Origin of the sequence: Polyangium jinanense (genome assembly GCF_028435265.1) — a bacterium.
In the GTDB taxonomy this organism is placed as follows: Bacteria; Myxococcota_A; Polyangia; order Polyangiales; family Polyangiaceae; genus Polyangium; species Polyangium jinanense.
Genome location: NZ_JAGTJK010000021.1, coordinates 157,447 through 178,458, shown reverse-complemented (window position 1 = coordinate 178,458; position 21,012 = coordinate 157,447). Strand labels below are relative to the sequence as shown.

Annotated in this window: 17 protein-coding genes and 1 tRNA gene; 1 reads left to right on the top strand and 17 read right to left on the bottom strand. The window is 70.0% G+C overall.

Annotation, left to right across the window (positions count from 1 at the left end; all coding sequences use genetic code 11):
* The first annotated feature begins 37 nt into the window (after window positions 1-37).
* Window positions 38-589: a hypothetical protein gene (locus tag KEG38_RS31175; RefSeq protein ID WP_272423571.1), complete on the top strand. Its 552-nt coding sequence runs from the start codon at window positions 38-40 to the stop codon at window positions 587-589.
* Here the strand turns inward: KEG38_RS31175 and KEG38_RS31170 are convergent.
* The 17 genes from KEG38_RS31170 to KEG38_RS31090 form a co-directional block, all read right to left on the bottom strand.
* Window positions 555-1,934: a glycogen synthase gene (locus tag KEG38_RS31170; protein WP_272423570.1), complete on the bottom strand. Its 1,380-nt coding sequence runs from the start codon at window positions 1,932-1,934 to the stop codon at window positions 555-557. The genes KEG38_RS31175 and KEG38_RS31170 overlap by 35 nt on opposite strands.
* Window positions 1,935-1,941: 7 nt before the next feature.
* Window positions 1,942-3,405 (bottom strand): hypothetical protein, encoded by a 1,464-nt coding sequence (locus KEG38_RS31165; protein WP_272423569.1) that lies wholly within the window; start codon window positions 3,403-3,405, stop codon window positions 1,942-1,944.
* A gap of 46 nt (window positions 3,406-3,451) precedes the next feature.
* Window positions 3,452-4,153 (bottom strand): hypothetical protein, encoded by a 702-nt coding sequence (locus KEG38_RS31160; RefSeq protein ID WP_272423568.1) that lies wholly within the window; start codon window positions 4,151-4,153, stop codon window positions 3,452-3,454.
* The gene (locus tag KEG38_RS31155; protein ID WP_272423567.1) at window positions 4,153-4,938 is read right to left on the bottom strand and encodes a tetratricopeptide repeat protein; all 786 of its coding nucleotides are present in this window, start codon (window positions 4,936-4,938) and stop codon (window positions 4,153-4,155) included. The genes KEG38_RS31160 and KEG38_RS31155 overlap by 1 nt, the downstream gene beginning before the upstream one ends.
* Window positions 4,938-6,500, bottom strand: coding sequence for a serine/threonine protein kinase (locus KEG38_RS31150; protein ID WP_272423566.1), 1,563 nt, complete (start codon window positions 6,498-6,500; stop codon window positions 4,938-4,940). Before KEG38_RS31150 ends, KEG38_RS31155 begins: the two co-directional genes overlap by 1 nt.
* A gap of 94 nt (window positions 6,501-6,594) precedes the next feature.
* Window positions 6,595-7,749: an SUMF1/EgtB/PvdO family nonheme iron enzyme gene (locus tag KEG38_RS31145; RefSeq protein WP_272423565.1), complete on the bottom strand. Its 1,155-nt coding sequence runs from the start codon at window positions 7,747-7,749 to the stop codon at window positions 6,595-6,597.
* Between the two features lie 40 nt (window positions 7,750-7,789).
* The gene (locus KEG38_RS31140) at window positions 7,790-9,217 is read right to left on the bottom strand and encodes a carboxypeptidase-like regulatory domain-containing protein (protein ID WP_272423564.1); all 1,428 of its coding nucleotides are present in this window, start codon (window positions 9,215-9,217) and stop codon (window positions 7,790-7,792) included.
* Between the two features lie 197 nt (window positions 9,218-9,414).
* Window positions 9,415-9,487 (bottom strand) — tRNA-Phe (locus tag KEG38_RS31135).
* 63 nt (window positions 9,488-9,550) lie between these two features.
* Window positions 9,551-10,591, bottom strand: a complete 1,041-nt coding sequence (locus tag KEG38_RS31130; protein WP_272423563.1) for a hypothetical protein — start codon at window positions 10,589-10,591, stop codon at window positions 9,551-9,553.
* 5 nt (window positions 10,592-10,596) lie between these two features.
* The gene (locus tag KEG38_RS31125; protein WP_272423562.1) at window positions 10,597-12,660 is read right to left on the bottom strand and encodes a M1 family metallopeptidase; all 2,064 of its coding nucleotides are present in this window, start codon (window positions 12,658-12,660) and stop codon (window positions 10,597-10,599) included.
* The gene (locus KEG38_RS31120) at window positions 12,657-14,210 is read right to left on the bottom strand and encodes a hypothetical protein (protein WP_272423561.1); all 1,554 of its coding nucleotides are present in this window, start codon (window positions 14,208-14,210) and stop codon (window positions 12,657-12,659) included. Before KEG38_RS31120 ends, KEG38_RS31125 begins: the two co-directional genes overlap by 4 nt.
* Window positions 14,211-14,238: 28 nt before the next feature.
* Complete coding sequence (gene dnaK / locus KEG38_RS31115; RefSeq protein WP_272423560.1) at window positions 14,239-16,068, bottom strand: molecular chaperone DnaK; 1,830 nt, start codon at window positions 16,066-16,068, stop codon at window positions 14,239-14,241.
* Between the two features lie 75 nt (window positions 16,069-16,143).
* Window positions 16,144-17,778: a DnaJ domain-containing protein gene (locus KEG38_RS31110; RefSeq protein WP_272423559.1), complete on the bottom strand. Its 1,635-nt coding sequence runs from the start codon at window positions 17,776-17,778 to the stop codon at window positions 16,144-16,146.
* A gap of 41 nt (window positions 17,779-17,819) precedes the next feature.
* Entirely contained in the window at window positions 17,820-18,794 is a 975-nt protein-coding gene (locus KEG38_RS31105; RefSeq protein ID WP_272423558.1) for a lysophospholipid acyltransferase family protein, read from the bottom strand.
* An 8-nt stretch (window positions 18,795-18,802) separates the two neighbouring features.
* Window positions 18,803-19,393 carry a hypothetical protein gene (locus KEG38_RS31100; protein WP_272423557.1) on the bottom strand — a complete coding sequence of 197 codons (591 nt, stop codon included), beginning with the start codon at window positions 19,391-19,393 and terminating at the stop codon, window positions 18,803-18,805.
* Entirely contained in the window at window positions 19,390-20,100 is a 711-nt protein-coding gene (locus KEG38_RS31095) for a hypothetical protein (protein ID WP_272423556.1), read from the bottom strand. Before KEG38_RS31095 ends, KEG38_RS31100 begins: the two co-directional genes overlap by 4 nt.
* Entirely contained in the window at window positions 20,097-20,879 is a 783-nt protein-coding gene (locus tag KEG38_RS31090; protein WP_272423555.1) for an RNA polymerase sigma factor, read from the bottom strand. Before KEG38_RS31090 ends, KEG38_RS31095 begins: the two co-directional genes overlap by 4 nt.
* Window positions 20,880-21,012 lie beyond the last annotated feature (133 nt).

Here is a 21,012-nt window from a genome sequence, read left to right as displayed (position 1 = left end):
TGCTGGCGCTGTTCTGCTGGGGTTTGTGCGGAGAGCCATGTACGCGTCGTTGGTCGAGCATGTTGGGACGGGGAAGATGATTCGGCTCGAGCGACGCTTGTCGGGCGAGCCCTCGTTGCACGGGTACCTCCTTGGCCTTGGGCCTGAGCTTGGGCTCATCCACTGCTTCGATGACTTCGAGCCGGACGGCTACACCCTCTTCCGCTTGGAGGATGTGCTTGCCCATGAGCGCGGCGCCCATGAAGAGCACTGGGACCGCATGCTCGTTGGCGAGGGGCTGCTTGGCGGACTGCGCTTGCCGTTCGAGGTTGATCTTCGCGGGTTTCCTGCGGCGCTGCGCTCCATCCAGGCGCACCATGCTGACGTCATCATCGAGTGTGAGGATGAGGGCGACGATGATGGCGACTTCTACCTTGGCCGACTGCTCGAGATTGGTGGGGAGACGATCATCCTCCACTACGTGGATGCGCTTGGGCGCTGGGACGAATCGCCGACGTTGATCCCTGTCGAGCGGATCACGAAGGTCCAGTTCGACACGCCTTACCTGCGACGCTTCATGCGCTACACGGCACCGTTCCCGACGCACTGAGCCGGCCGTAGAGGTGCGCGTACAGGCTTGCTGGGCGATCCCAACCCGGTGAGGTCTCGAGCACGCGACGACGCAAGGATGCGGCCTCGGGACCGCTGAGGTGCTCGAGGGCGCGGCGGACTGCGCGCACGAGTGCGTCGACTGTGGGTGCGTCGAAGAGAAAGGCGGTCCCGCGGCTCGGGTGCTCGGCTTCGTCGACGAGGGTGTCTGTGAGGCCGCCGGTGCGCCGTGCGACGGGGATCGCGCCGTAGCGTTGGGCTTCGAGTTGCACGACGCCGCAAGGCTCGAAGCGGGAGGGCATGATCAGGATGTCCGCGGCGGCGAGGAGACGGCGCGCGCTCGTGTCGGGGATGGGGCCGAGGAAACGCGCGTGCGTCGGGTGCGCGGCGGCTGCGGTGGTGAGGGCGTGTTCGAGGGGTTCGTCGCCGGCGCCGGCCACGACGATGGTCGCGCCGGTGCGGCAGAGAGCGGGGATCGCTGCGGCCACGAGGTCTGCGCCTTTCTGCGGCACGATGCGGCCGAGGGAGGCAACGAGGGGGCGGGACGCGTCTGGATCGAGACCGGTTTCTGCGAGGAAGGCGCGCTTGCAGAGGGCCTTGCCGGCGAGATCGTCGGAGCTGAACGGCGCGGCGAGGGCCTTGTCCCGCGTGGGGTCCCAGGCCTCGAGGTCGATGCCGTTGACGATGCCGAGCACGCTGCCGCCGCCCTGCAGGGCGCGCGCGCGGAGCACGCCGTCGAGCAGCTCGCCGTAGGCAGGATCGAGGATCTCGCGCGCGTAGGTGGGCGACACCGTCGTGACGGCGTCGGCGGCGAGGAGGCCGGCCTTGAGCAGGTTCACGCGGCCGTGGAACTCGAGTGCGCCGGGGTGGAAGTGCGAGGGGCCGAGGCCGAGGAGCGCGAGCGTCTCCGGCGGGAAGATGCCCTGGAACGCGAGGTTGTGGATCGTGAGCACCGTGGGCGGGCCTGGGCCGCCGGCTGCGCGGAGGAGGTAGGGTACGGCCGCGCCGGGCCAGTCGTGCACGTGGACGATGTCGAAGTCTCTGGCCATCGCAGAGACGGCGCGCGCGAAGAGGGCGAAGCGACGCGCGTTGTCGTGCTCGCCGTCGCCTTCGCGACCGTAGATGCCGAGGTGCGCCGGGACGTCGGGGATCGTGACGACGCGCGCGCGGACGCCGGGCGTGATCGGGATCTCCGGATCGAGAGAGATGCCCGGAGGCGCGGGGATCACGACGGTGACGTCGTGCCCGAGGCGCGCGAGGGCGCGGGCGAGCCCGGCGACGCCGTCCGCGATGCCGCCGAAACGGACGATGGGCGCGAGCTCGGCCGCGACGTGGAGGAGCCTCACAGACGCATCACGGCGGGCACTTGCCGCCGCAGTCCGCGGGGCACGTGCACTGGTTCTCGTTGCCCTTCGTGCAGGTGCCGTCGCCGCACGTGCCGGTGCACGCGCCGCAGTCCGCGGCGCAGCTCAGGCAGGTCTCGAACGCCTGGCAGGTGCCGTCGCCGCACGTGCCGGGGCAGTCGGCCGCGCAGGAGACGGCCTCGCTGCAGTGGCACACGCCATCGCCGCACTTGGGCCCGCAGTCCGAGACGCAGCTCGTGCACGTCTCGCCGCTCTCGCAGGTGCCGTTGCCGCAGCACGCGCCGGTGCAGTCTTCCGGGCAGGTCAGGCATGTCTCGCCGAAGTCGCACTTGTCGTTGCCGCAGCACGCGCCGCAGTCGGCCGCGCAGGTCGAACAGTTCTCGGTGCCGCCGCAGGACTTGTTGCCGCAGACCTCGCCGCAGTCCTTGGGGCAAGTGAGCTTCGTCTCGCCGGCGCCGCAGGTGCCGTTGCCGCAGCCGCCGGGGCAGTCGGTCGGGCACTTGTCGTGGTTCTCGTGGTTCTGGCAGACGCCGTCGCCGCAGTCGGGGCACGTGCCGCAGTCGGAGGCGCACGCGCCGCAGAGGACCTCGTCCGGCTCGCAGACGGCGTTGCCGCAGCAGTCGCAGTCGTCGTAACAGGTCGAGCACTTCTCGCCGAAGTTGCAGGCGCCGTCGCCGCAGCAGTCGCCGCAGTCCTCCGCGCAGGTCGAGCAGTTCTCGCCGAAGCTCGTGTCACACGTGCCGTTCGGGCAGCAAGCGCCGCAGTCGCTGTCGCAGTTCGAGCAGTTCTCGCCGAAGCCCGTGTCGCACATGCCGTTGCCGCAGCACTCGCCGCAATCGCCCGGGCAGCTCGCGCACGTCTCGGTGCCTTCGCAGTTCATGTCGCCGCAGTTGCACGGGCAATCGACGAGGCAGGTGCCGCACGACTCGCCGGGCACGCACGCGCCGTCGCCGCAGTTCGGCTGCGCGACGCAGGAAGGCTCGCCGCTGCCCGGAGGCTCCTCTTTGCAGACGTACCCCGTCGGGCACGGATGCTCGAGGCAAACACACGGCAGGCTGAGCGGAATCACGCCCGTCGTGCCCGCGGGGAACTCGGTGAAGATCGTCTCCGTGACGGTAAAACCGTCGTCCCGCGCGAGGTCGAACGCGGCCGAGGCGCGGTGCTTCGTGCCCTCGGGATCCGAGAGCGAGATGCGGCGCGCGAGGGGCAGCTCGGCCGCGCTCGCGACGAGCATGGTCTCGGTGGCGTCGAGGCGCGTCCCGGTCTCGACCTTCATCGTGATGGCGCGAAGGCGCGCCGCGCATTCGGTGCCGACACCCATCACGAGCGTGACGTCGGTGACTGTCACGGGTTCGACGTCGCTGCCGCAATGCAAGCCGAACACGACGAGGACGAGGGCGAGAGCCGAGGCGAGGACGCCGCGGAGCGCGAGAGAAGCGGGCGGCCGGGACATGCCTCATGGTCGCGCCGATCGCGGCGCGCGCGCAATCCGAACGGGCTCAGCTACCGAGCGCGCACGCCGAGGAGAGCTTCGCGCCGCAACATGTCGAAGGCGCGCACGTCGCGCCCGTGGTCGTGAGGCCCACGCCGCACGAGAAGCCGGGCGCGCATCCACAGGACGGCCCCGCGTCGACGTCACCGCCGTCGCTCTCGCCCGCGTCGCTCTCGCCCGCGTCGCCCGCGTCGTCGCCGGGCCCTGCATCCGCGTCCTCGCATCCGCACACGGAGCCGACCTGGAAGACGAGCTTGCGCGTCTGCCCTTCGCAAAAGTCGACGTCGATCGTCTGCACGTCCCCGAGGGTGGGCGGGAGGGTGGGCGGACAAGCGAACTCCTTGCCCGGCCCCGCGTTCTCCTGGCCCTTCAAGGTCGCGAACGAGAGGACCTCGATGTTGATGCGATCCGTCGCAGGTTTGCCCGCATCACGCTTGAGGACGAAGCTCGCCGGGTTATCCCCCGCGAGGTTCACGCAGAGCGCGGCGATCTCGGCGGTACCTTTGGTGACCACGACGCGCGCAGCGCCGGGCTTCGCAGGCGACTCGACGGGGGCGAGCTCGACGAGGAGGTAACTCGGATCTCCGGTGACGTCCGATCCGCACGCCGAGACGAGCATGCCGGCCGTCACGGAGAGGAGCGAGCCCACCACGAGCGCGAGGGCCGCGCGTCGGCGAGGACGGGGCGTTTCGCGAGCAGCGCCCTGCATCAGAACCTCACGATCGCGGGGAAGACGCGATCGACCGTGCTCGTCGGAGGGCCGGCCACCACGGGCGCATCGGGACGCGTGACCACGACGATCACGGTCACCAGAGCGGCGGCGCCCACGACGCCGCCCACCGTGCCCCAGAACCAGCCGCGCTTGTAGAAGGGCGGTTCCTGGGGCTTGGGCGCCTCCACGGTCGCGCGGCGCGGCGCGGTGAGCAGGAGCGTCGGGTCGCCCTGCGAGAGCGTCTTCGTGACCGTGGTCGTGTCGTGGCCCTTGGCGCTGATCACGAACACGTGCTTGCCGGGATCGAGCTCGGCGCGGCCGTCCGACGCAAGCTTCAAGGGCACGCCGTCGACGGTGACCTCCGCGTCAGTGGGGCTCTTCTGGAGCTCGATGCGGACGATCTTCGTGGTGACGTCCTCGCGGAGCTTGTCTATCTCGGTCTTCAGCGCGGGCTTGATGGGCACCTTGCGCGCCTCGGCGTCGGCGACCGCGCCGTCGAGGGTGTCACGGGCCTCGACGTAACGGCCGAGGGCGCGCAGCGAGGCGGCAATGTTGAAGCGGACGTTCGTCGAAGGGCTGATGTCGTCCGACTTGCGGAAGGCCTCGAGGGCCTCGGACCATTTGCCCTCGTCGCTGAGCGCGAGGCCCTGGTCGAAGAGGGCGCGCGCCTCGCGCTGTTCGGGCGTGGGTTTGGCAGGGCCCGCGCCGAGCACGGCAGGCGCGACGAGCAAGCAAGCGACGACAGGGGCGATGGAGAGCCATCGCAACGGCGAACGACGCATCAGTCGTAACTCCGAACGAGAGGTCCGCCCTTCTTCAGAGGCGGAGGCGCCCCGCCCGCCTTCGGGGCCGTCGCGCCAGGCTTCGCGGAGGGCTTGGCGGACGCGGCCAGCGGCTCTTGCGCGGCCGAGGACGAGGGCGCGGTGAGAGCCGCCGGAATCGCAGAGGGCTCGGGCACGGGCGAGACGGCCGACGGGGGCGCCGCGGCCGCAGTCGTGTCGTCGCCACCTCGCGCGCCGAGAACGAAGAACGCGACGCAGCCGAGGACCAGCGTGACGAGCACGCCGAGAAAGACGGGCATCCTCGACGCGGAGCTCCGCGGCGGAGGAAACTCCTGCCCGAGCGCATGCGGGTCGCTCGGCGCGACCCCCGGGATCGACGAGCTCGACGTGACGCTCGGCTCCGGGCCGAACGGCACGTAGCTGCTCGGCGCCGGCGTCATTCCGGAGAGGGGCGCGGGGGTGTGCGAGACCAGCCCGGGCGTCGGCGTCTGAAGCTGCCCGGGGGGACGCGAGGGCGGCGTGAACGCGCCCGGCGTCAGTGTGTTGATGCGCGGCGACGAGATCATCTGCGATCGCGGCGCGTTGCTCGCCACGCGCGCGAGCAAGGCCTTCCGGAACGCGCACCGCTCGGGAAAGGTCTCGGCGATCCACGCCGCGGCCGAGGCGGCGTCGTGCGGGGCGCCACGGGCGCGCGCCCAGGCGCGGAGATCGTTCTCCACGGCGAGGGCCGTCGGATATCGCTCGGCGCGATCACGCGCCATCGTGCGCATCACGATGGGATCGAGCGAGTCGTGGATCGCGTCGCGCACGCGGCTCGGCGGCTCCACGACCGCGCTCTGCAGGGCCATGATCGTTTCGAGATCCGAGTTCCGCGCGAAGGGCGAGTTGCCCGTGCAGAGTTCGTAGAGCATCACGCCGAGGCTGAAAACGTCGACGGTCCGATCCACGGCCTCACCGCGGAACGTCTCGGGGGCCATATACGGGAGCTTGCCCTTCAGCTCGCCGTGCGACGTCTGCACCATGCGCTGTTTCGCCTTCGCCACGCCGAAGTCGAAGAGCATGGGGTGACCCGCGTCCGAGAGGATCACGTTCGAGGTCGAAACGTCGCGGTGGATGATCTCCAGCGACTCGCCTTCGAGGTTCTTGGCCTCGTGCGCGGCGTGCAGCGCGGAGGCGACCTCGGCGCCGATCCAGGCGACCATCCAGTCGGGAAACGCCGCGCTGTGGTTCTTCCGGATGTCGCGCAGCATGCGCTGCAGCGGGTCGCCGTTCGCGTAGTCGAGGACGACGAAGTGGTTTCCGGCCTCGAAGCCGACGTCGATCGTCGAAATGATGTTCGGGTGCCGGATCGCCGCAGCGACGTTGGCCTCGTCGTGCAGCATGTGGATGAAGGTCTCGTCCTCCGCGAGATGCGGATGGATGCGCTTGACCGCCACCGGTTTGACGAAGCCGCCGGGCGCGACGAAACGCGCGATGAAGACCTCACCCATGCCGCCGGACGCGAGTCGCTCTACGATCTCGTAGCGACCGAGGCGCTCGGGGACGTCCTGGGACTCCGACATGGGATCGCCAAGGTACACCTTTGGCGCGCGCGCCACAAACCCCCGGCGATCCGCGCCTCGGGTGGGTGAAACGGCGACACGACTGACTGGGCGGTCAGTGCTTCGCGTCGACGGCGCCGGGGCCGAGCAACGTGCCGCACATGGTCTTGCAGAGGATGTCTTGCGCGGCGCAGGTGCACTGGCCCTGCTTCTTCGCCTCGAGCTTCTTCTGCATCTCGGCGATGGTGAACCCGGCCCGCTTCTCGACCTTCTGGATCGTCCACTTGTCCCGGGCCTGCCACGGCGTGCGCGGATCGGTGGGTTTGCCGTCCGCCTCGGCGCAGCAGCGGAAGCTCAAGAAGTAGTAATAAAAGTCTTCGTCGTGCGTGTAGACCTTGGGGCGGCACTGATTGCGGACGCCCTTGTACCAAGGGCCGCCGGTGTGGACGCTGTCGTAAAGCGCGTGGCGTGAGCCCTTGGGTTGCTCGCTCGCGACGACCTCGTCGGTGTTGGCCGGCATGTCGGCAACGCCGAAGTCGCTGATGCAGTTCGGCTGGGAGCCACTCGGCACGCCCTTCCAGAGGCGCGCGAGCTCGTCTCCGTCACGCGCGGCGACCTTCTTCATGTTGGGATCGTCCCAGAGGTGGTCGCCGTTGCACTTGGCTGCATCGCGGACGTAGCCGTGCGGGAAGGGCTTCATCTCGGGGCCCTCGCAGGCGAAGTTCCACTCGGACTCGGTGCACATGCGCTTGCCCACGGAGGCGCACTTGATCTGCGCCTGGTGGAAGCGGTTCATCACCTCGGGCCGCACGCCCTTCTGGTTCGGCCATTCATAGGTGTCGACGCAGTAGCGCTTCTTCACCTTCTTGCCGACGCACTTGCTCGTGGGCTCGAACTCCTCGCAGACCGTCTTCTTGTTCGATTTGTCGAACCAGCTCTTCTTGCACTTGTGCTCGACCTCCGTGCAGTACTCGCCCTCGACGAGCTTCATGTCGGGAGGACACGCGGAAGGCTCGGCGGAAGGCACGGGCGTGGGCGCGGGCGTGGCCATGGCGCTCGTGGCCGGCGGAGGTTCGGCGGGCTTCGCGGTCGTGTCTGCGGGCGTCGCGTCCGCGGGCTTGTCGGTGGGGACGGCGGCCGCGGGGGGCGGCGCGGGGGGCGGCGGCGCCGGCGGCGGGCCGGCCGTCACGGGCTCGGGTGTGGCGGCGGAACACGCGGCGAAAAACACGACGGCCGCGACGATCGACGGGAGGGACGAGACGATCCGCATACCCGCCCTCCCTTAGTCGAGCAGGGATCCGGCGCCAGCCTCATTTCGGCGGGATGGGCGGCTCGTCGTCGGGCTGCACGCAAGCCGAGAGGTCGAAGAGCATGAAGAGCAGCGCCTTCTCCTGCGGCGAGAGATCCGTCGTCTTGCACCCGCTCGGGAACGCGACGCCGATCTCGTCGCCCGACGAGACGTGGATGTCGCTGAAGACGACACGCCCGCACTGGTTCTCCTCGGCGACGCCGATCGGCGTGTTGAACGTGAGGTACTGGACCGAGCCCGGGTTTTCTCCGTAGATCCAGCGGCGCGAGATGGCCGGGTTGACCTCGTCGACCGTGTGTTGTCCTTCCTTGATGACGAGCTCGCCAGCGGTGGTCGAGGCGTTCACGTTGACGAGCCAGTCGCGGAGCGCGGCGCCCTTGGGGAAGGTGTCGTCGATCTTCGCGGTGAAGGGGTTCGCGAGGTCGGACTGGTGGTTGAAGACCGCCGTCTGCGGGAAGGGATCGGGGCCCTCTTCGAGCCAGTAGTTGTGCCAGTGCGAGGCGAAGATGCGTCCGCCCTGCGAGGCGTAGTCGAACAGAGCCTGCCGCGCGGACTCGGGCTTCTGCCCGGGGTTCTGGTTGGCCTCGCAGGCCATGAGGACGATGTCGTACTTCTGGAGGCTCTCGAGCGTGCCCCAGAGCGTGGTCGCGGCGGCGAAGTTGGCACCGTTGTTGAGCGACGAGGCGTACTTGCTCGAGCCGCCCGGGCCCGCGAAGAGCTGGACGCGGCCAGGGCCGTCGGCAGGCGTGAACTCGGCGTCGTCGATGCCGATCTTGCGCAGAAGGCACTCGAGCGGATCGGCGCCGCCCGTGGTGAGCGCGATCCGCGGGAGATGACCCTCGGACTGGTTGCGCGGCAGGCGCGTGACCTGGGGATCGGTGAGCGCGTTGTCGACGCACTCGGTGACCTCGGGCAGCACGATTTCCCGGCGCCACTTGCCGACCTGGATCACGAGCGGGATGTCCTTGCCGACCGGAACGTTTTCCAGGACGAACTTGCCCTCGGTGTCCGTGAGCGCGGTGACCACCGGGTCACCGGAAAGCACGGAGCCGCATTGATCGCAGCTCGCGCCCTCGGGGAGGGGCTTGAGGGGCTCGTTCGGGATGTAGACGGTGACGTTGTAGAGCGGCGTTTTGCCGGCCGGATCGAAGACCTTGCCGCTCACCGTGGTCTTGGCGCCGCCGGCGCAGTTCACCTGCTGGCACTCGAGGTTCGAGCAAGGCGGTCCGCCACCCGTGAAGATGCTGCCGCCGACGCCATCGCCACCCGTGCCGCCCTGGCCACCCATGCCGCCTTGCGCCGTGCCGGCGGAGCCGGCCGAACCCGTGGGCGTGGAGCTGCCGCCCCCGCCACAAGCGCCCGCAGAAAGCCCGACGAGGATGGCGAAGGTCGCGCCGATCCCCACGCAAACCGCGTGTTTGCCTCTCATGTTGCTGCCTCTCTCCCGGCGCCGCGCGCCAAGCAAAGAACCCGAGCCAGCGCCGGAGAGGGCAACAACTTGAGCCCTCCCGGCCGTCTGCATTCTGCATCAGCCGGGGAAAGGCTGCATCGCCGTCACACGGATGACGTGATGCTCTCGACGGACGCCGCCTCGATGGGGAGGCAGCGTCTAGAATCGAAACGTAGTGCCCAGGGTCGGAATCGAACCAACCACACGCGGATTTTCAATCCGCTGCTCTACCAACTGAGCTACCTGGGCGTTCTCCGCGTTGGCTCTCGCGAGCTCCGCGGACCGCGTACGTTACGCGGATCGTCTCCCAAGTCAAGCGTCCAATCGTTCTTCCGCGACAACTTTTTCTTCGGGGCGAACGGGCACCGGGTCCAGAGCCTCGGCCGAAGGGTTTTCCTCGGGGTTTGGAGCGAGGAGCCCGAGCGGCGCGGGGGGCTCGGCGTCGTCTTCGGCGGGGGACTCGGGGAGCAAGGCCGGGACGACAGGCCCGGTCGTGGTCTTCGGCAAGACGCGATCGACGTGGCGGATGGCCGCCGCGAGCCAGGACGCGCGGAGGAAGAAGACCGCCAGCACGGATGCTTGGTGCACCAAGAATCCGGCGACGACCTGCGACTTGCGCTCGACACCGAGGCGGGAGGCGACGACGAGCGCGGCGCCGAGGAGCACGGCACCGAGCGCGGCGCGCCAGGACCAGCCTGCGAGGAGCGAGAGCGGCGCGCTGCGAAAGGCGGCAAAGGCGCGCTTGATGGAGGCGCGAAAGCCAAGCTCGCCGCGCACGGTCGCGACACGCGCGAGGTCGTGGAAGACGGAGACGAAGAGGACGAGGAGGAGCGCGCCCGCGACGAAGCCGACGCGGATCTGATCGGCGGCGCGCAGGTCGATCGTCTCCCTGCGCGCGACGGCGTTGCCGATGCCGATCGCGATGCCGCCGAGGATCGCCTCCACGATCGCCGCCGCGCCGAGCAAGAGCGAGAAGGTGCCGATCGGGCGGAGGGCCCACGCGCCGAGATCACGCGCGGTGATGCGACCCTTCGCGCCGAGCGCGCCGAGGAGCGCGGCGAGCGGCAAGAGGCTCAGGAAGCAGACGAGGACGAAGAGCAAGAGCGAGCTCGACGTCGCCGGCCTGAGGGCGCCGGCCGAACGGCGCAGCGCTTCGAGGAGGAGCATGCCGCCTTGATCGAAGAGGACGGCATCTCCGCGCGGATAACCGGAGACGGCGCCACCGAGCGTGACGGCGAAGGGCCACGCGAGCACGAAGGCCGCGACGAGGCGGAAGGCGTAGGCGAGCAGCACCACCCCGGGGCGCTTGCGCGCGAGAGGTCTCTCTTCGATCGTGCCTTGCGCGTGGTTCATGGTGCTCACGGAGCGAGGAGCCAGAGGAGGAGCTCGGCGCCGAACACGCCGCGCTCGAGCACCCGCGAACCGGGCCCGCCGCCTCGCTGGCTCTGCGCGTTGTTCAAGAGGTCGTCGTCGAGCAGCACGCGATGCTCGGGATCGATGACGGCCGCGACGAGCTCGCGCTCGCCCTCGTAGTCGACCTCGTGCGTGACGCCCTTGCCGTCCCAGCGCACGCGCTTCGTCGAGCCATCGGCCATCACGAGATCGATGTCGACGGGGAAGACGAGCGTGCCGCGGCGCCGGACGAGGACACGGCCGCGGTAGCCGTACGTGTCGAGCACGGGCGCGGCCGAAGGTTTGTCCGGATCGCCGAAGATGCCGCCGAGCGGATCCATGCGGCTCGAGCTGATCTCGGCGACCGAGTAGTCGACCCAGCCGCGCTCGAAGACTGCCTGACGCGTGGCGAGCTCGGCGTCGGGACCCATCGTGTCGCGAATGATGCCGAGGAGCTCCTCGGGCCCGGGGTGGCGGAAGCGGTAGCGGCGCGTGTACCGGCCGATCGCCTCGCGGACGCGATCGGGGCCGTAGACGCCGGCGAGCGTGTTCAAGATCGTCGCCGTGCGCGAGTAGACGAGCGAGCCGTAGTCGCTGCCGCTCGCGAAACGCGCGGCAGACTGCGCGACGGCCTCGTTGTGCTCGACCTCGGCGGCGGCGACGCGGTAGGCCGCGGGGAGCGCGACGCTGAAGCCGCCGGGCAAGCGGAGCGCCGAGTTCGAGGGCCAGCGCGCCTCCATGGACTCGCCTTCGGCGTACGAGTTGAGGCCCTCGTCGAGGAACGGGAAGGCATGCTCGTTCGTCGCGACGAGCCCGTAGAACCACTGATGCCCGAGCTCGTGGATCGTCACGCCCTCGATGGCGCGCGCGCCCGTCTCGGGCGTCCACCACGCGCCGCCCGTGGTGATCAGCGTGGGGTACTCCATGCCCCCGGCCTCGCCGGCGCCGGGCGGCGGATGCACGATCGTGACCGTGCCGTACGGATACTTTCCGTACGCCGCGCCGAAGTGCTCGAGACCGAACCGCACCGCGTCGAGCTCGATCGTCGCGACGCGATCGAAGCCCGGCGGATAGAGGCAACGGAGCGCGACGCCGTCCGCTGTCGTCGCCGTGACCTCGCGGAAGTGATCCCACGCGGTGAACGCGAAGTCGTGCACGTCCTCTTGCAGGAAACGGCGCTCGACACGGCCGTCCTTCGCGCTCTCCTTGTCGAGCCTGCCGGTCGCGCCGACGACGTAGCCCTCGGGCGCGTCGATGGTGACGTCGTAGTTGCCGTAGTCGGCGTAAAACTCCGAGAAGCGATAGAACGGGAAGTGCGCCCAGCGCCCGTCGGGCTCGATCTTCGCGAGCTTGGGGAACCACTGCGCGACCATGTGGAAGCTCTCGTCGAACCCGGTCCGCAGCGTGACGCTCGGCAGATCGGAGACGAACGCGACGTCGAGCGTGAGCGTCTCGCCGGGCTCGATCGCGCGCGGCAAAGGGACGCGGATGTCAGTCTCATCGTCGGGATCGCCGGGCGTGTGCCGATCGGCCTTGTCCCAGAGCTCCGTGTCGAGCTCGCGTGCGAACAGCTTCGAGACGCGGATCCAGCCGTAGTCGGCGAGCGCGCCGCCACCACGGAAGCCGCGCGCGCGCTGTCGCATGTAGTTCGTCTTCTCGTTCTTGAAGGCGTTCAGGTAGAGGTGCAGCCAGAGCTCGCGCTGCGGGATGCGCGAGGCGTTGCGCCAGACGATCGTGCCCTCGCCACGCACCTGGTGGAGCTTCGGATCGAACGAGGCGCGCAGCGTGTAACTCGCGACAGGATCAGCGTGCGCGGCCATGGGCTCGGCGGCGAACGCCGGCAGCGCGCCGGAGCCTGCGGTGCTCGGCGGAACGACGGCTTCGGCGAGCTCGACGCCCGTCGCGCCCGCAGGCTCCGCCGAGACGCCGGAGGTCGCTGCGAGCGCGGCTCCGTACGTCGCGCCGAGGCCCACCAAGATGGCGAGGAGCGTCCGACCCCACGCGCCCCGCCCCCCCTGCCGCTTGCTCATCGTCTTCCTCTCGAGAACGTCACGAGCTCGAGCTTCTGCGCCACGAGCAGATCGTGGACGACCCGCAGCACCTCGATCGTCGGCAGGCCCGCGCCGCCGATGATGTCCTCGATCGAGGCCACACCGTCGATCGACGCGACGACGAGGCGCCCGCGCTCGTCGAGGCCACGCGCGAGCTCCTCGATGGAGGCCCGAAGGCGCGGGACGAGGCTCATGTCGCCGATGCGCGCCATGTACTTCTGCTTCAAGATCTGCCGCGAGCTCTCGGCGTAGCTGAGCGCGCCGATGTTGTCCGGCGCGTCCGCGAGGATCGCCTCCGCGAGCGCGAGCGCGCCGCGATGATCCCCGGCCTCGTACCGCGACCGCACCTCGTTGAGCCGCTCGCTCGCGGGCACGTGCTGCACGGGCGAGGAGCGCTCGCTCGAAATGACCGACTCGCTGCTGCGTGTTCCCGTCTCCGATCCGCGCCGACGATGCGAGCCCGGACGACCCGCCGCGCTGCTCGGCGCCGGCGGAGGCGGCGGTGCGTCCAACGTGGGTTTTACGGTGCGCGTAGGCGTGAGGCGCGGCGAGAGACGCGGACGATCGTCGACCATCGCGCGAGGACGCGGCGTCTCCTCGGGCGTCGGCGGAGGCGCGGGCACACGCGCGCGCACGGGCTCGTCCGCGGGGCGCGAGCGCGGAGGCTCTTCCACGGGCCGCGAGCGCGGAGGTTCTTCCGCGGGGCGCGAGCGCGGAGGCTCTTCCACCGGGCGCGAACGTGGCGGCTCGGTCTCGAGCTTGCGCGGCGGCTCGGTCTCGAGCTTGCGCGGCGGCGGCTCGGTCTCGAGCGTGTCTCTCGCGCGGAAGAGCTCCACGCCGAGCTCTTCGAACACGGCCTCCGCCGTGTCGAGGGCCCGCGCCGTGAGCGACGACGACGACTCGCGCGCGGCGATGCCGCGGTAGAGCGGCTCGTGCTCCTCGAGCAGGTTCGGCGCCACGCCCGGGAGCGTGTCTTGATCGAGCAGCGGCGGCGGCATCGTGGCGAGATCGTCCTGCCGCATGTCGACCGTGTCGTCGGCGCGCGGCGGCATCGTCTTCGCGTCGTCCCGCTGCGGCGGCTCGGTATCGTCGCCGCTCGGCGGGACCGTCTTCGCCTCGTGGAGCGGTCGCGGCGGGATCGTGTCGTCGCCGCGCGGCGGGATCGTCTTCGCGTCGTCACCGCGCGGCCGCACCGTGTCCACGTCGCTCGCCGGCGGCGGGATCGTCTCGGAGGCCGCGGAGAACCCGCGTGGCTCCTCCTCCACGTCGGGCTTCATCATCTGCTCGACGAGCTGCTCCATCGGGATGGGCGGCGGCAACGTCTCGCGATCCTGGATGAAGTCCGGCAGCGGCTCGGCGTCGCCGAACGAGACCACGGGCTGCGGCGGACGCACGGTGTCGCCGGCGAGGCCGAGGCCACGCGGCACGACGGGCTTGCGCGCGCCGCGATCCGCGGGGCCCTTGCCTTCCGGGCCCGGTCCCTCGTCTCCGGTCTCTTCGTTCGATCGTTCGGGAGGCTTTTGCGACATCACACCCCGAAAAAGCGTCGCGCCGTGCTCACCCCTGCGGCCTGGCGATGACGCCCTTGAACATGCGGTGCGTGCGGGCGAGCGAGTCCATCTGACCACGAAGCGCGGTCAAATCCTTGCGGGCGATCGCATCGCGGCAACGCTCGAGGATGGCGCGCGCCTTCTCGATGGCGTCACGCCCGAAATCGCTGGACTGAACGATGGCCTGTACCTTCGGGAACATCTTTTCGATGTCCACGATGACCTTCTCGGCTTCCTGCTTGACCCCTTCAAATTCGTCGTTCGAGCGACGCTCGACGAGGTACTCCTTGGCGGCCTCCATCATCGCGCCGACCTCCTCCTTCGTGAGGCCGCTGGAAGCCGTGACCTGGATCGACTGCTGCTGGCCGGTCTCGAGGTCCTTCGCGCCAACGGAGACGATGCCGTCGCTGTCGATGGCGAACGTCACCTCGATCTCGACCTGACCCTTCGGCGCGCGCCGGAGCCCCGTCAGGACGAACTCGCCGAGCAGCTCGTTGCCCTCGGCCTGCGCGCTCTCGCCCTGCATGACCAGGATCTTCACGGCCGTCTGGTTGTCGCGGCTCGTCGTGAAGATCTTCGACCGGCTCGTGGGCACGGTCGTGTTCATCGGGATGAGCTCGTCGAAGTTCGACCCGTGCGTCATGATGCCGAGCGCGTGCGGCGTGACGTCGAGCAGCACCATCTGCTTCGACTCGTCGACGAGCGCGGCACCCTGCACGGCCGCGCCGAGCGCGACGACCTCGTCGGGATGCACGCCCTTGCAAGGCTCGCGGCCGAAGAACTGGCGCACCGCGTCCTGCACGCGCGGCATGCGCGTCATGCCGCCGACGAGGATCACGTCCTCGATCTCCTCGCGCTCGATGCGCGCGTCGTCCAGCGTCTGGCGGCAGATCTCGATGCAGCGCTCGACGAGATCGCCCGAGAGCGACTCCATCGCGTCGCGCGTGAGCGTGCGCTGGAGGTGCAGGGCCTCGTTGCGCCCGCTCGAGATGATGAACGGCAGGTTGATCTCGGTCTCGCGCACGCCCGAGAGCTCGCACTTGGCTTTCTCGGCGGCGTCCTTGAGCCGCTGCAGCGCCATGCGATCCTGCCTGAGATCGACGCCCGTCTGATCGCGGAAGCCCTGCACGAGCCAGTCGATGATCCGCGCGTCGAAATCCTCGCCGCCGAGGAACGTGTCGCCCGCGGTGGCGATGACCTTGAACACGCCGCCCGCGCCGATCTCCAGGATGGAGATGTCGAACGTGCCGCCGCCGAGATCAAAGACCGCGATCGTCTTCTCGACGTTGCGCTCGAAGCCGTACGCGAGCGCGGCGGCCGTGGGCTCGTTGACGATGCGGATGACGTCGAGCCCCGCGATCTGCCCCGCGTCCTTCGTGGCCTGGCGCTGGCCGTCGTTGAAGTACGCGGGCACGGTGATGACGGCCTTCGTGACGGGCTCCGAGAGGTAGTCCTCCGCGAAGAGCTTCATCTCCTGCAGCACCATCGCGCTGATCTCGGGGACCGAGTACGTCTTGTCCCGAAGCTGGATCCGCACGTCGCCGTGCGGCCCCTCGACGATCCGGTACGACGCCGAGAGCGTCGCGTGCTTGACCTGCGACGAGGAGAACTTGCGCCCGATGAGGCGCTTGGCGGCGTAGACCGTGTTCTCCGCGTTCGTGATTGCCTGCCGCTTCGCGATGTGACCGACGAGGCGCTTGCCGGCCTCGGTGATCGCCACCATCGAAGGGGTCGTCTTGTAACCGCCGCGGTTCGGGATGACGGTCGGTACGCCGTCCTCGACGATGGCCACGCACGAGTTCGTGGTGCCGAGATCGATTCCGATGACGCGCTCCATCGATTCAGGTGCTCCGTGGAGGGGGGTGCCGGGGAGAGACGTGCCAAAGTACGGCGAGACCGCTGCCGCCGGGGATCATTTCTCGGGATCGGCGCCGTCTGGTTTCTTCATCTGTGCGCGAAGCTGCGCGATCGCCTCGCGTATCCTAGCATCGTTCGGCGAAAGCTCGGCGGCGCGCTCCATCTCGACCCGCGCGCTCGTCTCCAGCCCGGCGGCCATGTAAGCCCGCGCCAGGGTGAGCCTGTACTCGCCGACACCAGGTGAAAGCTTCACCGCGCGGCGGGCGAAATCGATGGCGCGCCGGTTGTTCTGGCCGGTCTTGAGCGTGCAAAACGCGACACGCTCGTGCGGCCGGGGGTCGTCTCCCCTCGCTTTGCAGACATTCGCGAAGCTCATGGCCGCCTCCGACCAGCGCCCCTGGCTGGCCTCGTACTCGGCCTGACGCAAGAAGCCCTCCGCGAGCTCCGCCGCCGCCTGCTGCTGGATCTCGACCGCTTTGCGCGCGAGAGCGTCGTCCTCGGGCGCAAGGGCCACCGCGAGCCGATACGCGTTCGCGGCGGCGGCGAGATCCTTCCGCTCGAGCGCCACCTTCGCCGCCAGCACGTACCGATCGAGCTGCAGACGCCGCGCCTCGTTCCGCGTCGAGTCGTATCGGCGGAAGGGATCATTCGTCGGCGTAGGGGGCGTCGCGGGCGCGGGGGACGTGCCGCCAGCGTCGGCCACCGTGCGCCGTATCGGGGTCGACGCGAGCTTCGTGCCCACGAGGCGTCCGGGCAACGTCGGCGGCCCGTTCCCCGGCGCATCCTCGGCCGCCGCGACGACCGCGGGGATGTCGGCCGGATCGTGCTCGAGGAGCGCGGCCATCGTCCGGTTTCGCCGCGTCTGCTCGAGGTACGTGTCGTACTCCGCGCGGCGCTGCTTCGACGTGAGCACGTCGTGCGCGAGCGTGAGCCTGTCGAAGATCGCTTCGATCCGTTGCTTGTACGTGCCGAGCTTTTTCCGGAAGTACTTGTCGGGGTGAAACTCCGGCGCGAGCACCCAGTACGCGCTCTTGATCTGCTTCTTGTCCGCGTCGATGCTCACCCCGAGCAGCTCGTAGTGGTTGCGCTCGTCGAGCGCGTCGTAGAGCTCGAGGACCCGCTTCTTCTTCGCGTGATCGAGATCGACGGGCTCTTCGAGCTCCGGATCGACGATCCGCGGCTGCTCGACCGTGAGGTCGATCGCGCGACGCGTCGCGGGCGGCGGCTCGACGCCCGTGTCGGCGCCGCTGCGTCGCTCGGCCGAGAGCTCGATGCTGCGCCGGGTCGGCGGCGGTAGATCCGCGAGCGGCTCGAAGCTCCGGCGGCTCGCGGGCGGAGCGTCGACGGTCCCTTCGAACCTCCGCGACGACGGACCCGCGCGGAAGCCTCCTTCGAACGTGCGGCTCGACGGGCCCTCGGTTCCTCGGGTGGACGTGGCTCCCGAGGACGGCGCCACGCTCGGGTGCGCGCGGCGGGACACGGGCGCCGTCGGCTCGTTGAAGTCGACGGCGCCGAGCACGAAGAGCCGATCCAGCGCGGTCGTCACCTCGGCTTGCGAGAGACCGGTGATGAGCGAGAGCTCACGCTCGCTCACCACGCCGTCGATGCGCGAGAGCAGGTAAGCCTCGTCGGGCCTGAGCGGCAGCGACTTGATGTCGCACCCGGGCACCGGCCTAGGAACACGCACCATGGGGAAACCGGACGTAGCGGACGCGGAACCGAGCATGCAGTCTAGTGAGGATCGAGCGCGCCCCGCAACGCAGCCGGACGCCCGGGAGGCACGAAGCTCCCGAGCCACGCCTCCGGCCATGCCGCGATGCGTCGTTCGAGCTCGGCCGTGATTCTCGTCACGAGAACGTCCTCGGCGCAAGATTCCGGCCCAAGATCGTCCAGGGAAACCCGGGAGATCAAGACGATCGGGTGCGACGAACCCGAGGTGGTCGGCGCGGGCGCGGGAGGCGCACACGTGCCCACCACCACCGCAGATCGACGCGCGAGCGCGATGCGCGCGGGCCCGATCGGGACGAGGACATCGGCGCCGAAGAGGCGTCGGGTGGTGGAGGGCACACGCGCGGGGATGTCGACGAGAAATCCCACGGCGCGGCCTTCCGCGAGCTCGCGCGCGATGGAGAGCGCGACGCCGCGCCGGCCTCGGTAGAGCGAACGAACGCCGCGCGGACGACGCAGTCGCTCGTAGAGCTCGGTGAAGCGCGGGTCGTAGCTCTCGCGCGCGACGGTGGCCACGGGAAAACCCTCCTCGACGAGGAGCGCGGCCATGCGCTCCCAGGGCCCGAGGTGCGCCGCGACGAACACCACACCGCGTCCCTCGGCGAGCGCGTCCGCGAACACGCGGCGCGACGTCGGATCGAGCGAGAGCCGCGCCCCCGCGCGCTCGCCCGGTCGCAGGAGATCGAGCGTGTCCGCGAGCATCCCCGCGACGGTCGTGAAGACGCTTTGAGCACGAACCTTCGATCTCCCGAGTCCGGCTTCGAGCCTCGCCGCGACGATGCGCCGCGTGCGCGGCAGGACGGCGTACGCGACGCCCCCGAGGGCGCGACAAGCGGCGCGGAGGACACGCCGCGGCAGGAGCAACGCGAAAGCGAGGAGCGCCCGCACGAGCACGTACACGACGTCGTTCTTCAGGCGTTGCCGCGGGGTCCACGTCCCCCCCTCACGGACGTCGGCGACGGGGTCCTCGCTCGCCACGCGCGTGCTCAGCGCGGGCCCGCGTCGCCGAGCGCCGAGGAGATCACCTGGTCCTGGATCCGCACGGCCTCGTCGAACGCATCCATCGCGGCCTTGCGCGCGCGCTCTCGACTTTCGCCCTCGGGCATCGACTTCGCGCGCCGCTCCTCGACGAGCCCACGCACCTCGAAGAGATGACCGCGGAAGTACGTCGTCTCCTTCGCCAGCGCGAGCCCCGCATCGACGTCGCGCAGCGCCACGTCGAACTCGCTCTGCGCGCTGCGCAGATCGGCGAGGCGCGCGTACGTGTCGGAGAGAACCTCGCTCGCCTCGGACAGCGGCGTCGAGCCGCCGGGACGCGCGCCGCTCGTGAGCGATTCGAGCGAGGCGATCGCGCCCGCCACGTCGCCCGAGGCCTCCGCGAGATCGGCCTTGTGATGCGCGGCGCGCGCCTTGGACAGGAACGCGAGCAGCACCGAGTCGACGACCGGCGCGGCACCGGGCTCGCATGCCGAAGGCTGCGTCGCCGCGCGCTCCGAACGCGCGCAGCTCACGCCGAGCGTGCCCATCACCGCGAGCCCGATCGCCACGATCGCCATCTTCACCGAGCGGCGCGTCATCGCACACCCCACAAGGCGAAGCGGTTCTGACGGAGCTCCGTGGCGCGCGCGCTCGCGATGCGATCGACACGCGCCGACGCACCGCCCACACGCGGGAACGGCGTGTCGAAGAGCTCGCCTGCTGAGCGCGATCGCTGAAGCTCCGGCGCCTCTGCGACTGTGCTCTCTGCCGAAGGACGCAGCGTGAGCACGAAGCCCGCAGCCGCCGCGGCCGCCATGACGACCGCCGCCGTGACGACCGACAGCACGCGCCCCTTGCGCGGCTGCGCGGACGTTCGTCCGAGCGCACGCGCGATGAGCGCCTCGTTGCGGAGCGGCTCGATCGAGCGCGGCCTGTGCGCCGCGACGAGTGCCTCGGCGAGCTCCGCGAGCGGCACCGTCCGCTCCTCGCCGCGAGGCGCGTCGAGCGCGTCACGCAGCTTCGCGGCCCCCGCGCGCTCGGAGGCCGTCGGTGGCTCGTCCTCGCTCTCGGCGCGCGTCTCGCTCTTGCCGAGCGCTCGCTCGATCAACGCATCGTTCAGCGCATCGTCGAGCGATGCCGGCGCGCTCGCCGATCGCAGCACCACGGCGAGCGGGTGCTCTCCCTTCTCGAGCGACGCGCGGAGCGCCTCGGCCTCCGCGAGCTCCTCGGGCGACGGCGGCGGCTCGTCCTCGAACGAGACGCGCTCGTCCGGACGCACCAGCCTGAGCTTGTGCTCCCTTTTCATCGCGGAGCCTCCCTCGACGCGAGCTTGCCCTCGGCCACGCGAGGCACGTCGATCGCCTTCTTCAGCGCTGCGAGCGCGCGGTGCAGCACCACGTCGAACGTCGAGACCGTCACGCCGAGCGCGCTCGCCACCTCTTCGCGGGATCGCTCCTCGAGCACGCGCAGCCGGATCGCCTCGGCGTACCGCGGATGGATCGATCGCAGCGCCGCCTCGACCCGCGCACGCGCCTCGGCGAGGTCGCGCTTCTCGCAGAGCTCCGCCTCCCCGTTCGTCGAAGGATCGGCCTCCGCCGCGTCGATCTCGCGCTGCAGATCGTCGGGCTCGTACAGCGTCTCGCGCTTGCGTGATCGCAGGATGTCGTACGCGATCCGCAAGCCCACGACGCGCAGCCACGGGTAGACGCCCGCGTCTTGCCACTGGAACTGATGAAACCGCTCGACGACGCGCGCGTACGTCTCGGCGAGCGCGTCCTGCGCGAGCGCCTCGCGCCCGAGACGCGGCAGGAGCACCGAGCGGTAGAGGATCGGACCGTAGCGACGCAGGATCTGCCCGAGCGCCGCGCGATCGCCGGCCTTCGCGCGCTCGCAGAGCTCGCGCTCTGCTTCGAGATCCGTACGCGCAACGGCCACGGACGCCACCATACCTGGACTCGGCCTCGGCCGCACAGCCTGGACCGGCGACGGCTTCGCACGACCGAGCCCGACCGCGAGCAAGAGCGCCGCCATCGGATCCTGGGCGGGCGGCGCGAGCGGACGGAACGCGAGAGCTAACGCTTGCACGCCTGGAGAACGGCCTTTGCCGCTCGACCTTACGGGCGATCGCCACCACATTGAGCCCCGGCGCGCGGTCACGCGGCCCATCGTCCGGCCTCGAACGGATTTTCTCGCGGGAAAGGCCGGAATTTCCACCAAG

Bases quoted from the DNA above. Each gene is read 5' to 3' on its own strand.
- KEG38_RS31175 (WP_272423571.1), top strand. From the start codon at position 38: ATGTACGCGTCGTTGGTCGAGCATGTTGGGACGGGGAAGATGATTCGG.
- KEG38_RS31165 (WP_272423569.1), bottom strand. From the start codon at position 3,405: ATGTCCCGGCCGCCCGCTTCTCTCGCGCTCCGCGGCGTCCTCGCCTCG.
- KEG38_RS31160 (WP_272423568.1), bottom strand. From the start codon at position 4,153: ATGCAGGGCGCTGCTCGCGAAACGCCCCGTCCTCGCCGACGCGCGGCC.
- KEG38_RS31155 (WP_272423567.1), bottom strand. From the start codon at position 4,938: ATGCGTCGTTCGCCGTTGCGATGGCTCTCCATCGCCCCTGTCGTCGCT.
- KEG38_RS31150 (WP_272423566.1), bottom strand. From the start codon at position 6,500: ATGTCGGAGTCCCAGGACGTCCCCGAGCGCCTCGGTCGCTACGAGATC.
- KEG38_RS31145 (WP_272423565.1), bottom strand. From the start codon at position 7,749: ATGCGGATCGTCTCGTCCCTCCCGTCGATCGTCGCGGCCGTCGTGTTT.
- KEG38_RS31140 (WP_272423564.1), bottom strand. From the start codon at position 9,217: ATGAGAGGCAAACACGCGGTTTGCGTGGGGATCGGCGCGACCTTCGCC.
- KEG38_RS31130 (WP_272423563.1), bottom strand. From the start codon at position 10,591: ATGAACCACGCGCAAGGCACGATCGAAGAGAGACCTCTCGCGCGCAAG.
- KEG38_RS31125 (WP_272423562.1), bottom strand. From the start codon at position 12,660: ATGAGCAAGCGGCAGGGGGGGCGGGGCGCGTGGGGTCGGACGCTCCTC.
- KEG38_RS31120 (WP_272423561.1), bottom strand. From the start codon at position 14,210: ATGTCGCAAAAGCCTCCCGAACGATCGAACGAAGAGACCGGAGACGAG.
- dnaK (WP_272423560.1), bottom strand. From the start codon at position 16,068: ATGGAGCGCGTCATCGGAATCGATCTCGGCACCACGAACTCGTGCGTG.
- KEG38_RS31110 (WP_272423559.1), bottom strand. From the start codon at position 17,778: ATGGTGCGTGTTCCTAGGCCGGTGCCCGGGTGCGACATCAAGTCGCTG.
- KEG38_RS31100 (WP_272423557.1), bottom strand. From the start codon at position 19,393: ATGACGCGCCGCTCGGTGAAGATGGCGATCGTGGCGATCGGGCTCGCG.
- KEG38_RS31095 (WP_272423556.1), bottom strand. From the start codon at position 20,100: ATGAAAAGGGAGCACAAGCTCAGGCTGGTGCGTCCGGACGAGCGCGTC.